The following is a 14,317-nucleotide window of genomic DNA, read 5'->3' on the forward strand; positions in this document are numbered from 1 at the left end:
ACGTTGCGCAATCGGCGACCGCTACCCGCCCGAATATTACTCCAGGGACGCGATCGCTTCGCAGATTCGATCCACCGCCTTCAACTCCGCCTCGCTCCCCGGCAGATGTCCATTCACCAGGATCGAAAAAGCGATGCTTCGTGCGCTGGCCGCTGTCAGATAGCCGGAGAGCGCGTCGACCTCGTTCAGTGTTCCGGTCTTGGCAAAGAGCTTGCCCTTGAGCGGCGAAGTCTTGAACCGCCCGCCTAGAGTACCGTCCACCCCAGCAATAGGAAAGGTCGCCTTCCAGCTCTCACCCCAGGGCTGGCTAGCGGCGTAAGACAGCAGAGTTGTGTACACCCTGGGAGCCACCAGGTCATTGGCGCTCATCCCCGAGCCGTCGTAAAAGAAAAAGTCTTCCGGCGCGACCCCGATATGCAGCAAGAAGCTCCGGACCACCCGCGCTCCCCCTGCGATGCTACCTTCGTTGCCCTTCGCAGGTGCAGCGGGATCAGCCAGCACCCGGCCCAGCGTTCTCAGCATCAGCTCAGCATGCAGGTTCTGGCTGACCTTGTTGATCATTCCGAGATCCAGGCTCATCGGAACAGAGACGTGCGAAGCGAGCACACGGCGGCCTTCGAGAGGCGCGGCAACCGTCGTGAGCCCGGCTGGAACAGGCGGCAATGGCAAATCCGCCTTGTCGGCCTGCACTTCACTGTAGTCCCGCGTTTCGGTGGAAGAGCGGTGCCTGGCCCGCGCCGTCCCGGAGACGGTGATGCCGCGCGCCGTCAGCAGAGCCATCAGCGAGCGGGCCGCGTACTCGGCCGGATCGTCGATGGCCAATGGCGCGCGGAAGCCCTCTGCGGGCGCCGTTCCCCAGACGCGAATCACCCGCGATCCGAGACCGCGATCCAGCCCCGGCTCGGCCTTCACTCCCTTGGGCGCAAAGGTCATCCCGCCTTCCAGCGTGTAGTAGGGAGTGTCAGGAATCCAGGACGCGACCTGCTCAGCGCCCCTCGTCGGTGCCGGATCGATGTGGAGTACTGCGACGTTGTCGTTGATGGTCAGCGCGGAAGCGGGCGCGCCATAGGTCCACTGGAGGTCATCCCAGCTCCAGCCGATGCCGTAGCGCTCCGAGAGGAAAAATGTATCGTCGCCGACAATATCGCCGGCAACACTGCGAACGCCGGAAGCCGCCAGCTGATCGACCATGGCTTCCAGCGCGGCAAGCGGGCGCGGCGGAGTGGGTGCGCTGCATGCCGCGGCTAAATCCGCTTTGCTGCGATAAGGAAAGGGGCGGCCGCTCATCGTCGGATCGCCCGCACCGAGCAGCACCAGGTCGCCGTGAAGCTGCCCTGCCGCATCCACGCTGCCGCTGGTCACGAGATTCGTCGTCCAGGTGAGCCGGTCGACGGGCAGCAGCGCATACGCCGCGGCCGTCGTCAGCAGCTTGGCGTTTGAAGCGGGCAGGAAGAGCTGGCCATCGTTGAGCGCGTAGAGGCTCTTGCCCTCCAGCGTAGTCACGCTGATGCCGAAGTGTGCATGACTCAATGCAGGGTCGGCGAGAATGGCATTCAATCGCGCGGCCAGCTTTGCATCCGGCCTGCCTGCTGCCTTGGCGGGCTGCGTGGCTACTGGAGCTGAGGCTTTACGATGGGTAGCGGCGGCTCCGTTGGCTGGCGCAATCGCGCCCATAGCCGTAACGACGAGGGCTATCGTGAAGAGGGGCTTGCATCGACAGGAACGAAAAAGGCGGCGGCCCTCAATTTGCATGCCCTGACTTTACCAGCCGGGTGCGCTGAGAGAAATCGAAACCTACTTCATGGTGATCTTGGCGCGAATCCACAGCGAGCCGAAAACAATCAGCGCCACAGTCCAGACCGCGACCGCCGTTGGGAAACCGGCGTAGAGGTAGCTGTTGGCATAGTTGACCGAGTGGTGGAGCGCCAGGTTCCAGACCAACAGCGCAAAGATCGAGATCGCCGTCACCAGGAAGAAGGCGAGAAATCCCGACGCCACGGTCAGCAGCAGGCTGGTGAAGAGGCCGAAGCCCTCCAGCGGAAAACCAAGAAACGATCCTGACTGTGCCTTCTGGAAATCCGAATCTCTGCTCATGCTGCCTGCTCTCTGCGAGTCGTCCCCCGCCGTGCAGGAACTACCCTTGGGATTTAGTATAAGGAGTCGTGTCTATTCCAGTCCAAACCGAAACTCCTTCGAACGAGCCCCGTCCTGCTGTAGCGAGCCCATCCACGGGTCCATGGCAGGCCGACAAGGTCGCTGCGACCGCCATTGTTGCCCAGGCGCCGAACGGCGTCCACTACGGAAGCTGGGGCGAAACACGCGTCTCCGCCGCCGAGCTCGAGAAGCTGGTGGGCGCGGTGCCGAAGACCCTGGCTCCGGCGATCGAGAAGCGCTATTACTACTTCGTTCCGCTGGTGATTGTGGAGGGCGAGGGCGCGATTGCTTCCCCGAACTACACCGTTGATCTGGGCGACCGGGCGATCTGCCATCGCAACGTGACGCTGGGCGATATCGAGGCTGTATTTCTCTCGACGCGGCTGGTCGAGGACCGCTTCGGGCTGGCCTTTGAGTTCTTCATCAATGTGGCGCACAACTTCGTGGACGCCGTGGGCGTACCGGAGAGCTTTGCTTCCTTGGCCTGGTCGCAGGCGCAGGCTGCGGTGCGCGGCGAGACCAGCCAGGATGCCTGGGAGACACGCCGCAGGGCGATAGACTCCGGCGCATCCGTGACCAATGACGAGGGCAAGGAAATCCCTCGCGAAGTCGACGAGCGGGCGCGGAAGAATTACGAGGAATCGGCATTCTCCGATGCGCTGGCGATTTACATGCTCTCGCTCTCGCTGGACTTCGATTACCACGATCTGCGCGAACGCGAGTATCCACTGCTGGCAGCTCCAGCGCTGGCGGAGCGGCTGCGGCACGTAGCAAGCTTGTTCCCCGCCAACGATGGGTACGAGTTCCAGATTCTCTATCGCCGCAAGGGCTGATTGACGCCGCACTCTCCGGCGTCCCATTCTCAAGAACCCAGCCTGAATCGCACTGCAAGCGCGGCGCATCCCAACAGGGTGGACTGTGGGCGAAATCTTCGCTGCGTGCACGAACTGAATTCAGGGAGTGGTATGAGCAAACGCATTGCATTGATTGCCGGAGCATCCGGGATTGCCGGTTCTGCGCTGGCGCTGCATCTGGCGGCGAAGCCGGAGTGGGAAGTTTTCGGACTGGCGCGAAAGCCGGTGGAGCTGGCTGGAGTTGTGCCGGTGGCAGCCGATCTACTGGCGCCGGAAACGCTGAAAGCCGCGCTGGCTCAGATCCGGCCGACCGATGTGTTCATCACGACATGGCTGCGGCAGGCGAACGAGAAGGAGAATATCCGCGTCAACTCGGCCATGGTGCGGAACCTGCTCGACGCGCTTCGCCCGGCCGGCTCCGTGCAGCATGTGGGGCTGGTGACCGGGCTGAAGCACTATCTTGGGCCGTTCGAGGCCTATGGCAAAGGATCACTGCCGGAGACGCCATTTCGTGAAGAGCAGGGCCGGCTGGATGTTGAGAATTTCTATTACGCGCAGGAAGACGAGGTCTTTGCTGCTGCGGAGCGGGATGGCTTTGGCTGGAGCGTCCACCGGCCGCACACGATTATTGGCTTTGCCGTCGGCAACGCGATGAACATGGGCACGACATTGGCCGTTTACGCCACCATCTGCCGCGAAACCGGCAGGCCATTCACCTTCCCCGGTTCGGTGGTGCAGTGGGACAGCCTCACAGACATGACCGACGCCCGGCAGTTGGCACGGCATCTGGAATGGGCCGCGTCGACTCCTGCCGCCTGGAATCAGGCGTTCAACATCGTCAACGGTGACGTATTTCGCTGGAAATGGATGTGGCGGCGGCTGGCGGACTGGTTTGGCATCGAGGCTGCGCCGATGCCGGAGCAGGTTACGCCGCTGGAAGCTCAGCTGGCGGATGCTGCGCCGGTCTGGCGGAAGATTGCGCTGAAGTACGGGCTGGCTGAGCCGGATTTGAGCCGGTTGGCTTCACCCTGGCACACGGATGCCGATCTGGGCCGGCCGATCGAAGTGGTCACGGACATGAGCAAGAGCCGGCGGATGGGTTTTCTGGACTATCAGCCGACCGACGACAGCTTCTTTGACCTGTTCGCGAAGCTGCGAGCCGAGAAACTTATTCCGTGAGTAGCCTTACTTCGCGGTGAAAACGACGCGGCCTTCGCTGATGGTGTAGTGGACTTTGCCTTGCATGGTCCATCCATCGAAGGGGGTGTTCTTCGACTTGGACTTGCTGTCCTTGGCGGCAAAGGTCCATTCCTTCTTGGGGTCGAGGATGACGACGTCGGCGTGGCTGCCGACGGTGAGTGTCCCACGGCCCTTCAGGCCGAGCAGGGCTGCCGGCTGGGCGCTTAGGAGGCTCAGGACGCGGCCGAGCGGCATCTTCCATTCGCCGTGGAGCCAGCGCAGACACAAACCCAGAGCCGATTCGAGGCCGGTAATGCCGTTCGGGGCGCGCTCAAACTCCACCTGCTTCTCGTGCGCAGCATGCGGGGCGTGATCGGTAGCGATAGCATCCACCACGCCGTCGAGAATCCCCTGGATCATCGCATCGCGGTCGGCAGCGGAACGCAGCGGCGGGTTCATTTTGGCGTTGGTGTCGTAGGCACCGATGTGGTCTTCGGTGAGCAGAAAGTGGTGCGGCGCGACCTCGCAGGTGACGCGGAGGCCATTGCGGCGGGCCTGGCGGACAGCAGCAACGGCCTGCGCCGTCGAGGTATGGGCGACGTGCAGATGGGCGATCTTGTGCCCGGAAACTTCGCGGGAGATTTCGCCCACCAGCTTGATATCGCGCTCGACCAGACCATACTCGGCCTCGGGCGCCATGCCGCGCAGGCCCAACCGGAAGGCCAGGGGGCCAGCATTCATGCTGCAGCCGCCGGTGAGGCGCGTGTCTTCGGCGTGCTGGATGACGGTGAGCCCCTGACGCGTGGCCTGCACCAACACTTCGCGCATGATGCTGTCGCGGAGGATGGGGTGGCCGTCGTCGGTAACGGCGACAACGCCTGCAGCCTTGAGCGCGGCATAATCGTTCAGCACTTCGCCCTTGATGGCGCGGGTGGCTGCGCCGATCGGGAAGACGCGGACGGAGGCGCCACGTTCGGGAGCCTGCATCCAGCGGGTGATTTCCGGAGTGTCGTTGGTTGGCGTGGTGTTGGGCATGGCAGCGACGGCGGTGAATCCGCCTGCGGCTGCAGCTGCGGTACCGGTGGCGATGGTTTCCTTGTGGCCCTGGCCGGGTTCGCGCAGGTGGACGTGGATATCGATAAGTCCAGGAGCGACGGTTAGGCCCTTGGCTTCAATGATCTGCAGGTCAGGACTCGCTTTGGCTTTGCCGAAGCTGGTCTTTCCAGGATCAGCAACTTCGGCCACGCGGCCGTCGCGCAGAACGATGTCCTTGAGCGCATCAATGTGCGCCGGAGGATCGATGAGATGGCCGCCGCGGATGAGGATAGGAGTGGTCTGCGTCATGGCCATTTAGGGTAGGATCTCCGCGGTGAAGGCCCTGAGCACCAGCGCCATGCGGATGGCGACACCGTGGTGGACCTGTTCGAGAATGAGCGACTGAGGACCGTCGGCGACTTCGCCGGTCAGCTCCAGACCGCGCACGATGGGGCCGGGGTGCAGCACCAGCGCGGTGGGCGCGTGGGCGGCGAGGCGCGCTTCGTTGAGCTGGTAGCCGGACTTGTATTCTTCAAGATCGAGCTGCAGTCCGGCGAGGCGCTCGGCCTGGATGCGCAGCATCATGACCACCTGGGCCTGCGCGAGAGCTTTCTCGAAATTGCGCTCAATGGTGATGCCGGGACCAGCCTTTGCGGCGGTTTCTGGCAGTAGTTGCGGCGGACCACAGAGGATCACCTTCGCGCCGAGCTTGGGCAACAAAAGCATGTTGCTGCGGGCAACGCGGCTATGCAGGATGTCTCCCGTGATAGCGACGGTAACGCCGGCGAGCGTGTCGGCTGTGACGGTCTCAAGGCCCGGTCGAAGGTGCGCCAGCATGGTGCGCAGGTCGAGCAGCGCCTGCGAAGGATGCTCATGCATGCCGTCGCCGCCATTGAGAACGGGAAGCTTGGTTTCGCGTTCGAGGAGCCAGGCTGCGCCGGAGTTCGGGTGACGGAGGATGATGACTTCCGCGCCGAGTGCTTTCAGGGTCAGGCCAGTGTCCTTGAGCGATTCGCCCTTTTCGATGCTCGAAGACAGGCTCGAAACCAGCGTGGTGTCCGCTCCCAGGCCCTTGGCGGCCAATTCAAAGCTGGTGCGGGTGCGCGTCGAGGACTCGTAGAAAAGCAGCGCGATGCGGCGCTTGGCCAGGCGGCGGGCACGCTCCAGCGGGTCTTCATTTTCGAGCATCGTGGCCAGGCGAAGGATCTCGCTGATGGCTTCGAGCGACAACGAGGTGACCGAGAGCAGCGAGCCATCGCGAATGGGCTCGGAGATGGAAAACAGAGGCTCCGGCAGCACCGGCGGCGTGATGGGCGGGCGGGCAGGTGGTGTAGCAGGCGCAGGACGGGCTGGCAAAGTGTTCGGAGACATAATTTCGAGGGCTGCTGGAGCGAAACGCCTTGGTTAGTCTACCTTTTCTACAAGGATGACCTGTTCGTCATTGTCCACTTCGCGGAATTTCACTTCAATGATCTCGCGGCCGCTGGTGGGGACATGCTTGCCGATGTAGGTGGCCTCGATCGGCAGTTCGCGATGGCCACGGTCGATGAGTACGGCCAGTTGCACGCACTTGGGGCGGCCGTGGGCAAAGAGAGCGTCGAGGGCGGCCCGAATCGTTCGACCAGTGTAGAGAACGTCGTCGCACAGAATGACGTGCTTGTCGTTGATATCGAAGCCGAGCTCGCCTTCGCTGACCAGTGGCCGAACTCCGTGGGTCGAGAGGTCATCGCGGTAGAACTGGATATCGAGAACGCCGGTCTGGATGGGGCGCTTGACGATGCCGCTGATGAGCGCCGCCAGCCGGTCGGCCAGCGGAACGCCGCGGCGCTTGATGCCGACCAATGCCAGTCCTTCGCTGGCATCTGTCTTTTCGACGATCTGGTGGGCGAGCCTGACCAGGGTCCGTTCAATCTCCGAGGCCGACATCAAGCGGCCCTTCTCACGCAGTGCTGGCTTCTTTGCTGTTTCGCTCATTCAATTCTCACTCTTGCTGACTGACTTCGCTCTATTGTATTGCCTGTCTGCCCCAGCGGTTTCGCCGGATGGCAGAGTGAAAGATAGCCGTTAGACACCAGGCCGGCGCGGCGGCGTAAACATGCGCGCCCCAACCGCGCCGCCCAGCATGGCAAACAAAATCAGGATCACGGCACCTATCAGGAACTGAAGCAGGTAGTAACTGGCGCGGCCATCGACAGAAAGGATCCAGTTTCGGTACATCTGCAAGGCCTGCTCGCTTTGCGCATTTGCCATACCCATGGAGGCATACATCCTCTGGTTTAACTGCAGGCTAGATTCGACTCCCGCAACGAATGCCGAGTCCATCTGTTTGCCCTGGCCCATGGGAAAACGAAAGATCCAAAGCCCCACGCCGTTGATGGCAATTGCCAGCCAGCTCGTGACTAGACCCGTGACCAAGCCAATGCGCACCCCTGCGCCAGCCGACAATTTACCCGACCGCGACCTGCGCGCGTAAAGCGCGACAGCCCATGCGGCCGCGGCGATCATCCACAGAAAGGCGATGGGCGTGAAGCCTTCGCACAGGATTGCCGCCGGGATAGCCATGATCAGCGCCGTCTTCAAGGCGGGCTGCCAGATGATACCTCCGGGCAGGCCGCCCATCGCTGCGACAGCCGATGGAATGGCACCTGGTCCGGAACGGGCGAAACCGTCCTGGTCGGAGTCGACCGTAAGGGAGATCAACGGCGTCTCCGCCGCAATGTACATCAACTGCGGAAGTCCACACGCAGGGCAGTAGCGGTCCGACTCGCGAAGGGACTCGTGACAGCGCTGACAGATAGCTTCCAAAGAGTTTGCCTCTCCCCTGAAGCTATACCTTCACACCGAAGCGCTGCAATGCGGAGACGCCGACCTCCCGCTGCAAGCATAGCTACTGTGGCGGTACCAGCACAGCGAGACGATGGCTCCGAAGACTATTGTTCCTTGCTGTCATCGTCGTCGTTGCCCAAATTGCCGGGAAGATCGAGCGCCACCAGGGCGAACCGGGTTTTGCCGTTCTTCTCATCCTCAAATCCCACAATGTGCTGGTGAAGCTTCGATCCCGCCTTGAGTTGCAGATGGTTGCCAAAATCGCTGTTGTCGACCTTGACCTTGCCGTTCTTATTGTCATCGGAGCAGGTCAGCCCCTCATGCGTCGCGGTGGGGGTCCCGACCGGGCTGTGCCCATCGCAGGTAATGACATCCCCGAAGCGCGACAAGGCTTTCTTATAAAACCCTGATACTTTTTCGCGGCTGTCCGGGGTACTATAGGTCACTGCCTTGACCCGAAGCTGCCATTGGCCGAAGCCCATGTGGACATCGGCGGACTTGTGATGTTCGTCATCTTTATCCAGCTGCGCGCCGGGATACACAGGCAAACCAAGATCGGAGGCGGTGGTCTGATCGGTATTGACGTGCATTCCGCCGAAGGGTGTGTCGACCTGGACGGTCTTTTCCTTGCCGTTGGAATCTTTGTCAACATGAACCCGGCAACCCGAAACCGCAAGAGCAGCAACCACAGCGGCTGCCAGAGATGCTACCCGAATCGACGATCGAGAACTTGTGAGCTTCATAAGAACCACCCTCTGATCAGCAAGTACGCCGCAAACCTGGCGCCTGTTCCACCAAATGTACCCCGATTGAACATCTTTTTGCAGGAAACGGTGTTCGAGACGGATAGTATCAACCAAAACCAATACCCAGGCACTTCCACAACCTGGCTGGAGGAAAGACCCCATGTACTACCTTCTCCGCTCTCGAACACGTTCTCTATTGCTGGCCGCCGCAGTTACAGGATTGACCTTCGCCGCCACACTTTCCGCTCAGAATTATCCCCCGCCCGGTGGTCCGGACTCACCTCCGCCGACTGCCCGGCTGGCGCACCTGCAGGGCAGCGTCTCCGTTCAGCCCGACGGAGTCGACTCCTGGGGCGCGGCTGCGATCAACCAGCCGCTCGGTCCTGGCGACCGTGTGTACACCGACCAGGATGGTGAGGGAGAGGTCCAGACTTCGCTCGTCCGGACCTACTTCAGCGCCGGGACTGACCTTACTCTGACCAACCTGAACGATCAGGGCATCGAGTTTGGCCTTGCCTCGGGTTCGGCATATATCTTCAGCGACGGATTTCCAGACGGGCAATCCCTCTTTGTCAGTACCCCCAACGGCGGCATGACCCTCTCCGGGCGCGGTAACTTTCGCGTGGATGTCTACCCCGACCAGCAATCGACGATCATCACCGTGGCCCCAAACAGCGACGCGCCGCTGGTGCTGAACGGAGCAGGCAACTTCAACCTGACCCTCTATCGCGGCCAGTCAATCCAGCTCAGCGGAACCAACCCGGTCTACACGCAGCCGCTCGAGCCTGCCCAAGCAGACGGCTTCGAGCACTGGAGTGGCGCGATCGAATCGCATCGCTTCAACTCCGTCTCTGCCCGGTACGTCAATCCCGAGATGCAGGGCTACGACGAACTGGACACAGCCGGAGACTGGCAGCCGCAATCCGATTACGGCCCGGTCTGGTACCCGCGCGTCGAAGCCGGCTGGGCACCCTACCATAACGGTCACTGGGTCAACCGGCCTTTCTACGGCTGGGTCTGGGTGGCCGATGAGCCTTGGGGTGCAGCTCCCTTCCACTATGGGCGTTGGGTACAGATCAACGGGCGCTGGGGATGGATCCCCGGGCCGCGCGAAGGGCGTCCGGTGTGGTCGCCTGCGCAGGTGGTCTTTGCCGGCGGCATCCAGATTGGCGGCGTCGGCGTCTCTGTCTGGTTCCCGCTCGGACCGGGGGAGCCGTATCGCCCGTGGTATCCCTGCAGCCCGCAGTACATTGACCGCGTCAATATCTCCAATATCCGCGAAACCAATATCATTCACGTGCAAAAGACCTACGTGAATATCGTCAACGTCACCAACGTGACCAACATTACCTATGTCAACCGGACTACCGGCGTAACCGCCATGCGGCAGGAGGATTTTGCCGCCGGCCACTCCGCCAGGACCGCTGCTGTCAAAGTCGATCCGCGCCAGGTGGAGCACATCCAGCCGGCTCGCCCCGAAGCGAAAGCTCCGGCGCAGCCGATCATCCTGCGCCCGGTGGCAAAGCCGGTGGCCGTCAAGGAGACGCGCCCGGTCCTGATCAACCACCAGGGTCTGGCTGCGCCTGCCGCGCCGAATGCTAAGCCGGCTCCGGTGCCGGTAAAGGCCACCCCACCGGTCGCACCGAGGCCCATTCCGGGCCGCGCGCCAATCGGCACGCCGACCGTCGGGGGCAAGCCGGTCGCACCGGTAGCTCCCCCGGCACGGCCAGGGCAGCCCGCGACCACTCCAGCCCCAGTGGTGGCCCCGGCGAAGCCCGCGCCGACAGCACCGGTGCCGAACCGGCCTGTGCCGCCTGCCAATCAGCCACCGGTACAGCCGCCGGCCAAGCTTCCTCCGCCCCCGGCGCAACAGAAGCCGGTGACGCCAACGACGATCGAACCCAAACCTGTTCCGCCTGCTGTCCGGCCGCAGCCGGTAGTTCCCCCGGCTCGCACCATTCCACCGGAACAGAAGCCTGTGCCGCCTGCCGTACGGCCACTCCCGCCTGATGCGCGTCCTGTACCGCCGGCGAAGAACGCTCCTAAACCGGAAGACAAGAAGAAAGAGGATAAGAAGAAGGAAGAAAAGAAACCGGAGTAGAGCCTCAAAGCGCACTCAATCGCGGACCCCAATCCCTGCTGCAATCAGCAACGGATTGGGGTCTTTCTCTTTCTCCGGACCCGTTACAATGACTCCATGAGCACCGAAGCCCGCACCGTCATCGCCACGAACGAAGCTCCTCTGGCCATCGGCCCCTACTCGCAGGGGGTTCGCGCTGGCGGCCTGCTGTTCACCTCCGGCCAAATCGCGCTTGATCCTGAGACGCAGGCAGTCGTTGAGGGGGGCATTGTGGAGCAGGCGCACCGCGTTTTCGCCAACCTGAAGGCGATTCTCGAAGCCGGAGGCAGCAGCTTTGCCCAGGTGGTGAAGGCCACCGTATTTCTCAAGGATTTCAACGATTTCGCCGCTTTGAATGCAGTGTATGCGGAGCACCTGGCGATCCCGGGCGTACCGCCACCGGCCCGGACCACGGTTGAGGTGTCGCGGCTGCCAAAGGACGTGCTCCTCGAGGTCGAGTTGGTCGCGCTGGTTGCAGTGGAATAACCGTTCAAGAGACCGTTCGCCGAATGGACAGCAGAGCTTGAGTTTTCGGGTCGCGATTTCCTCGCGGCCTGTTCTGTTTTTGCTCCCTGGTGATCTAGTTCCCACTGTGGCAATCCGGATAATTTTTGATCGCTCTCACCGCCCAGCACCCTCTCATCCGCTCCTAGACTGAGGAAAGTGTCCAAGGCTGCTTTGCGGGGCTCTCGGACCGTATCCCTTCGTACGAGCTGCTGGATTATGGCCATTGAGATCGATCGACTCAGCGAACTGCTGCTGCGGATGGCGGATGACAGTGCTCCGGGGCGTGAGTTTTCGGCGGCCATCGCTGAGCTGGCGCGGACAGGGCGCTTTGCACAGCTCAAGGATGTGTTGCCAGCAGTCGTTTACAACGAGTTATGGGAGCGGTACCAGTCCAGCCCTGTGGCATTTGTCGAGGAGTGGGAGCACCTGGCGCATGAGATGCAGCAGGGCTTCATCCAGCATGCCCGGCAGCGGCTGACCTCGCTTACCCGGCTGCAGCAGGCTTCGAACGGGCACACCCCGGCGTGGAAATCGATCCAGCGCGCGCTCGACGGCCGGCAGAATGATCTGCTGCGAGCAGCGGTGGCGGCGGAGTTTCTGGATCTGGTAGAGCCTGCGGTCGCGCGAGCGACGCATCTGCGTGAATGCGTGGTGGCTGCACCATCCTCGGACGAGGCTGATCGTTACCTGGACGAAGCCACGCGCTGCTACTTTTTTGCGCTCTTCACCGCCTGCGCGGTCATGTGCCGCAGCGTGCTTGAAGAGGCGATCAAACAGAAGCTGCCCGAGCAGCTGAAAAAGCTCATCCGTTCGCGCTATCGGAACACGGCAACCCTGGGGAACCTGCTGCATGAGATCAACAACAACCTACTGTCGACCGGCATCGCGCCGGATTTTCCACGTCTGGCAAACCAGGTCAACGACATTGGCAAGAAGGCAGTGCACCAGGGATTGCTGTCGGAGGACGAAGCACGCAGCTGCCTGCAGAATGCTCGCGAAGCTTTGCAGATGCTGCTACAGGCGTGACAAAAACTTCCTTCCGAGCTGCATAGCTTTACAATTACGGCTGGCGCCAGTGCTGGAGGAGCGGGCCGGCTTTGCCGCTGACCGGATCCGAAGCCGGGAAGGTGACTTTGCTCATGCGCTCGATGGTGGCCGGGTCGGGGGCGGAGCGGCAGATGTCCCAGTGTTCACCGGCGGGGTAGGCGCCTACTACGAGGAAGTCCGGGCTGGCCTGCAGGCGGCAGTGGCCGGTACCGGTTGGGAGCAGGACGACATCGCCGGCGTTGACGGTGAGTTCGTGGCCGCCTTCGCCTCCGAGGACCAGCCGGGCTGAGCCGGCGGCGAATCCGAGGACTTCGTGGGCTGTGGAGTGGTAGTGGTGGAAATCGTAGACGCCGTTGCGCCACTGCGGAGGCCACTGGTTGCGCTCGAAGGCGGCTTCCATGGCTGCGGCTACGTCGCCGGTTATCTCGAAGGCTTTGCGGTAGAGGAGAACTGGCAGATGCTCGTTGTTGGGCATCCAGCCGTTGCGCCTGAGTTGGAGCAACTCTACGTTGGCGCTTGTGGGCAATGCGCCTGCTGTGATGCCTGCTCCTGCTACGGCGAGCATGGCGCTGAACTTTCGCCTGTCCATTGGCTTGGCCTCCGCTTCACTATTGTTGCGCGATTCGTGGCGAAGGTGATGTGCAACAGGCGTCAGCGGCGGAGATTCCTCTTGAATTTTTGCGTCTCATACTGCAGGAGGGGGGTGGGTATGTGCTTTTCGATGAAAGCTGCTGAATCGATTCGGGTTAATGGTGTTTTTGGAGACACTTAAGTGCGCTTTTGTGCGCTTATCGGCACGTAACGAGAGCCCGTGGTGTTACCCAGTTTCTGCAAATGAGAATTGATAACAGTATACGCCTATGTGAGTTAATTTACGCAATGCGGAGGCGGCCGCCTTACTATAGCTCCGAAACGGAGATTTAAGGATGAAGGTGGAGTTACTGCGGTTTGATGGGGCGATGGAGCGCGATCCTGCTATCGATTTGTGGTTCGACGAGCGGGAGGGTAAGTCGCCGGAGCTGGTGGCGATGGCGCGGCGGTGGTTCGAGGTAATGCGGGGGTGCGGGGACGAGGTTCGGGAGCTGGTGCATGATGGCTGCCCGGTGGCTTGTTTCGGGGATGTGCCGTTTGGGTATGTGCATGTCTTCACTGCGCATCTGAATGTGGGGTTCTTTCAGGGCGCGGGGCTGGCTGATCCGGCTGGGTTGTTGCAGGGGAGTGGGAGGTTTATGCGGCATGTGAAGCTCCGGCCGGGAACGGGTGTGGACTCCGCTGCGCTGGAGGGGCTGATTCGGGCGGCTTACGCGGATGTCAAGGCACGCGTGGAGCAAGGCTAGATTTGAAAATCCTCATTCCTTGCCCCAGGAGAATGTGATTGGGGCTTCTACGTTGAGGATGTTGTGGACCGGGCAGGCGTGGGCGGCGGCTTCGAGCTTCTGCTTCTGGCTTTCGGTAAGTTCGGCGGGAACGTGGACTTGAACCGAGATGCTGGTGATCCTTCTCGGGGCGTTGGCCATTTGCTTGTCTACCTTCGCGACGGCGCCGGTGATGTTGATGTCCATGGAACGCGCTGCGATGCCCATGATGCTGAGGATGCAACTGCCGAGGGATACGGAGAGCAGTTCGCTGGGCGAGAAGCTGGCGCCGCTACCGTGATTGTCTTTGGGCGCGTTGGTGACGACAACGACGCCGGAGTCCGCGTGTTCGGCGGTGCATCGCAGGGAGCCTTCGTAGTGGACTGTGGTTTCGCTCATTTGACGGCTGTTCTCCGAGTATGAGGTTTGCACCACTGATTATTGCGGCGAGTGGTGTCTGGGAAATAGGTGTAGAAGACCGATTGACTGCTCAGG

At 61.8% G+C, this 14,317-nt stretch carries 15 protein-coding genes; 6 read left to right on the forward strand and 9 right to left on the reverse strand.

Going from position 1 to position 14,317, the window contains the following annotated elements; all coding sequences use genetic code 11:
- Positions 1 to 36: 36 nt before the first annotated feature.
- Positions 37 to 1,752, reverse strand: a complete 1,716-nt coding sequence (dacB, locus tag AC5S27_RS22885) for a D-alanyl-D-alanine carboxypeptidase/D-alanyl-D-alanine endopeptidase (RefSeq protein ID WP_493936871.1) — start codon at positions 1,750 to 1,752, stop codon at positions 37 to 39.
- 42 nt (positions 1,753 to 1,794) lie between these two features.
- Positions 1,795 to 2,094, reverse strand: a complete 300-nt coding sequence (locus AC5S27_RS22890; RefSeq protein ID WP_493936872.1) for a hypothetical protein — start codon at positions 2,092 to 2,094, stop codon at positions 1,795 to 1,797.
- Between the two features lie 68 nt (positions 2,095 to 2,162).
- Between AC5S27_RS22890 and AC5S27_RS22895 the strand changes: the two genes are divergently transcribed.
- Both AC5S27_RS22895 and AC5S27_RS22900 read left to right on the forward strand, forming a co-directional pair.
- A complete protein-coding gene (locus AC5S27_RS22895) occupies positions 2,163 to 2,987 on the forward strand; it encodes a hypothetical protein (RefSeq protein ID WP_493936873.1) in 825 nt (274 codons plus the stop codon).
- A 132-nt stretch (positions 2,988 to 3,119) separates the two neighbouring features.
- Positions 3,120 to 4,187 carry an SDR family oxidoreductase gene (locus AC5S27_RS22900; protein WP_493936874.1) on the forward strand — a complete coding sequence of 356 codons (1,068 nt, stop codon included), beginning with the start codon at positions 3,120 to 3,122 and terminating at the stop codon, positions 4,185 to 4,187.
- Positions 4,188 to 4,193: 6 nt separating this feature from the next.
- On the opposite strand, the gene AC5S27_RS22905 is transcribed toward AC5S27_RS22900, so the two are convergent.
- The 5 genes from AC5S27_RS22905 to AC5S27_RS22925 form a co-directional block, all read right to left on the reverse strand.
- Positions 4,194 to 5,537: a dihydroorotase gene (locus tag AC5S27_RS22905; protein WP_493936875.1), complete on the reverse strand. Its 1,344-nt coding sequence runs from the start codon at positions 5,535 to 5,537 to the stop codon at positions 4,194 to 4,196.
- On the reverse strand, positions 5,538 to 6,593 hold the full coding sequence (locus AC5S27_RS22910; protein WP_493936876.1) for an aspartate carbamoyltransferase catalytic subunit: 1,056 nt from the start codon (positions 6,591 to 6,593) through the stop codon (positions 5,538 to 5,540).
- A gap of 33 nt (positions 6,594 to 6,626) precedes the next feature.
- Complete coding sequence (gene pyrR / locus AC5S27_RS22915) at positions 6,627 to 7,196, reverse strand: bifunctional pyr operon transcriptional regulator/uracil phosphoribosyltransferase PyrR (protein ID WP_493936877.1); 570 nt, start codon at positions 7,194 to 7,196, stop codon at positions 6,627 to 6,629.
- A 90-nt stretch (positions 7,197 to 7,286) separates the two neighbouring features.
- Complete coding sequence (locus tag AC5S27_RS22920) at positions 7,287 to 8,027, reverse strand: zinc ribbon domain-containing protein (protein ID WP_493936878.1); 741 nt, start codon at positions 8,025 to 8,027, stop codon at positions 7,287 to 7,289.
- Between the two features lie 125 nt (positions 8,028 to 8,152).
- A complete protein-coding gene (locus AC5S27_RS22925; protein ID WP_493936879.1) occupies positions 8,153 to 8,956 on the reverse strand; it encodes a hypothetical protein in 804 nt (267 codons plus the stop codon).
- Here AC5S27_RS22925 and AC5S27_RS22930 point away from each other — a divergent pair.
- The 3 genes from AC5S27_RS22930 (at position 8,955) to AC5S27_RS22940 (ending at position 12,446) form a co-directional block, all read left to right on the forward strand.
- Complete coding sequence (locus AC5S27_RS22930; protein WP_493936880.1) at positions 8,955 to 10,895, forward strand: DUF6600 domain-containing protein; 1,941 nt, start codon at positions 8,955 to 8,957, stop codon at positions 10,893 to 10,895. The two genes, AC5S27_RS22925 and AC5S27_RS22930, sit on opposite strands and share 2 nt — an antisense overlap.
- 96 nt (positions 10,896 to 10,991) lie before the next feature.
- Positions 10,992 to 11,399: a RidA family protein gene (locus AC5S27_RS22935; protein WP_493936881.1), complete on the forward strand. Its 408-nt coding sequence runs from the start codon at positions 10,992 to 10,994 to the stop codon at positions 11,397 to 11,399.
- A gap of 237 nt (positions 11,400 to 11,636) precedes the next feature.
- Positions 11,637 to 12,446, forward strand: a complete 810-nt coding sequence (locus AC5S27_RS22940) for a hypothetical protein (protein WP_493936882.1) — start codon at positions 11,637 to 11,639, stop codon at positions 12,444 to 12,446.
- 34 nt (positions 12,447 to 12,480) lie between these two features.
- On the opposite strand, the gene AC5S27_RS22945 is transcribed toward AC5S27_RS22940, so the two are convergent.
- On the reverse strand, positions 12,481 to 13,056 hold the full coding sequence (locus AC5S27_RS22945) for a cupin (protein ID WP_493936883.1): 576 nt from the start codon (positions 13,054 to 13,056) through the stop codon (positions 12,481 to 12,483).
- A gap of 337 nt (positions 13,057 to 13,393) precedes the next feature.
- Between AC5S27_RS22945 and AC5S27_RS22950 the strand changes: the two genes are divergently transcribed.
- Complete coding sequence (locus tag AC5S27_RS22950; RefSeq protein WP_493936884.1) at positions 13,394 to 13,804, forward strand: DUF1801 domain-containing protein; 411 nt, start codon at positions 13,394 to 13,396, stop codon at positions 13,802 to 13,804.
- A 12-nt stretch (positions 13,805 to 13,816) separates the two neighbouring features.
- Here AC5S27_RS22950 and AC5S27_RS22955 read toward each other — a convergent pair whose 3' ends face one another.
- Positions 13,817 to 14,221, reverse strand: a complete 405-nt coding sequence (locus AC5S27_RS22955) for an OsmC family protein (protein ID WP_493936885.1) — start codon at positions 14,219 to 14,221, stop codon at positions 13,817 to 13,819.
- Positions 14,222 to 14,317 lie beyond the last annotated feature (96 nt).

The organism is Acidicapsa borealis (assembly GCF_059115245.1).

Excerpts from the sequence above, each read along its gene's own strand:
- dacB (WP_493936871.1), bottom strand. The coding sequence starts at position 1,752 with ATGCAAATTGAGGGCCGCCGCCTTTTTCGTTCCTGTCGATGCAAGCCC.
- AC5S27_RS22890 (WP_493936872.1), bottom strand. The coding sequence starts at position 2,094 with ATGAGCAGAGATTCGGATTTCCAGAAGGCACAGTCAGGATCGTTTCTT.
- AC5S27_RS22900 (WP_493936874.1), top strand. The coding sequence starts at position 3,120 with ATGAGCAAACGCATTGCATTGATTGCCGGAGCATCCGGGATTGCCGGT.
- AC5S27_RS22905 (WP_493936875.1), bottom strand. The coding sequence starts at position 5,537 with ATGGCCATGACGCAGACCACTCCTATCCTCATCCGCGGCGGCCATCTC.
- AC5S27_RS22910 (WP_493936876.1), bottom strand. The coding sequence starts at position 6,593 with ATGTCTCCGAACACTTTGCCAGCCCGTCCTGCGCCTGCTACACCACCT.
- pyrR (WP_493936877.1), bottom strand. The coding sequence starts at position 7,196 with ATGAGCGAAACAGCAAAGAAGCCAGCACTGCGTGAGAAGGGCCGCTTG.
- AC5S27_RS22930 (WP_493936880.1), top strand. The coding sequence starts at position 8,955 with ATGTACTACCTTCTCCGCTCTCGAACACGTTCTCTATTGCTGGCCGCC.
- AC5S27_RS22925 (WP_493936879.1), bottom strand. The coding sequence starts at position 8,956 with ATGGGGTCTTTCCTCCAGCCAGGTTGTGGAAGTGCCTGGGTATTGGTT.
- AC5S27_RS22935 (WP_493936881.1), top strand. The coding sequence starts at position 10,992 with ATGAGCACCGAAGCCCGCACCGTCATCGCCACGAACGAAGCTCCTCTG.
- AC5S27_RS22940 (WP_493936882.1), top strand. The coding sequence starts at position 11,637 with ATGGCCATTGAGATCGATCGACTCAGCGAACTGCTGCTGCGGATGGCG.
- AC5S27_RS22945 (WP_493936883.1), bottom strand. The coding sequence starts at position 13,056 with ATGGACAGGCGAAAGTTCAGCGCCATGCTCGCCGTAGCAGGAGCAGGC.
- AC5S27_RS22950 (WP_493936884.1), top strand. The coding sequence starts at position 13,394 with ATGAAGGTGGAGTTACTGCGGTTTGATGGGGCGATGGAGCGCGATCCT.
- AC5S27_RS22955 (WP_493936885.1), bottom strand. The coding sequence starts at position 14,221 with ATGAGCGAAACCACAGTCCACTACGAAGGCTCCCTGCGATGCACCGCC.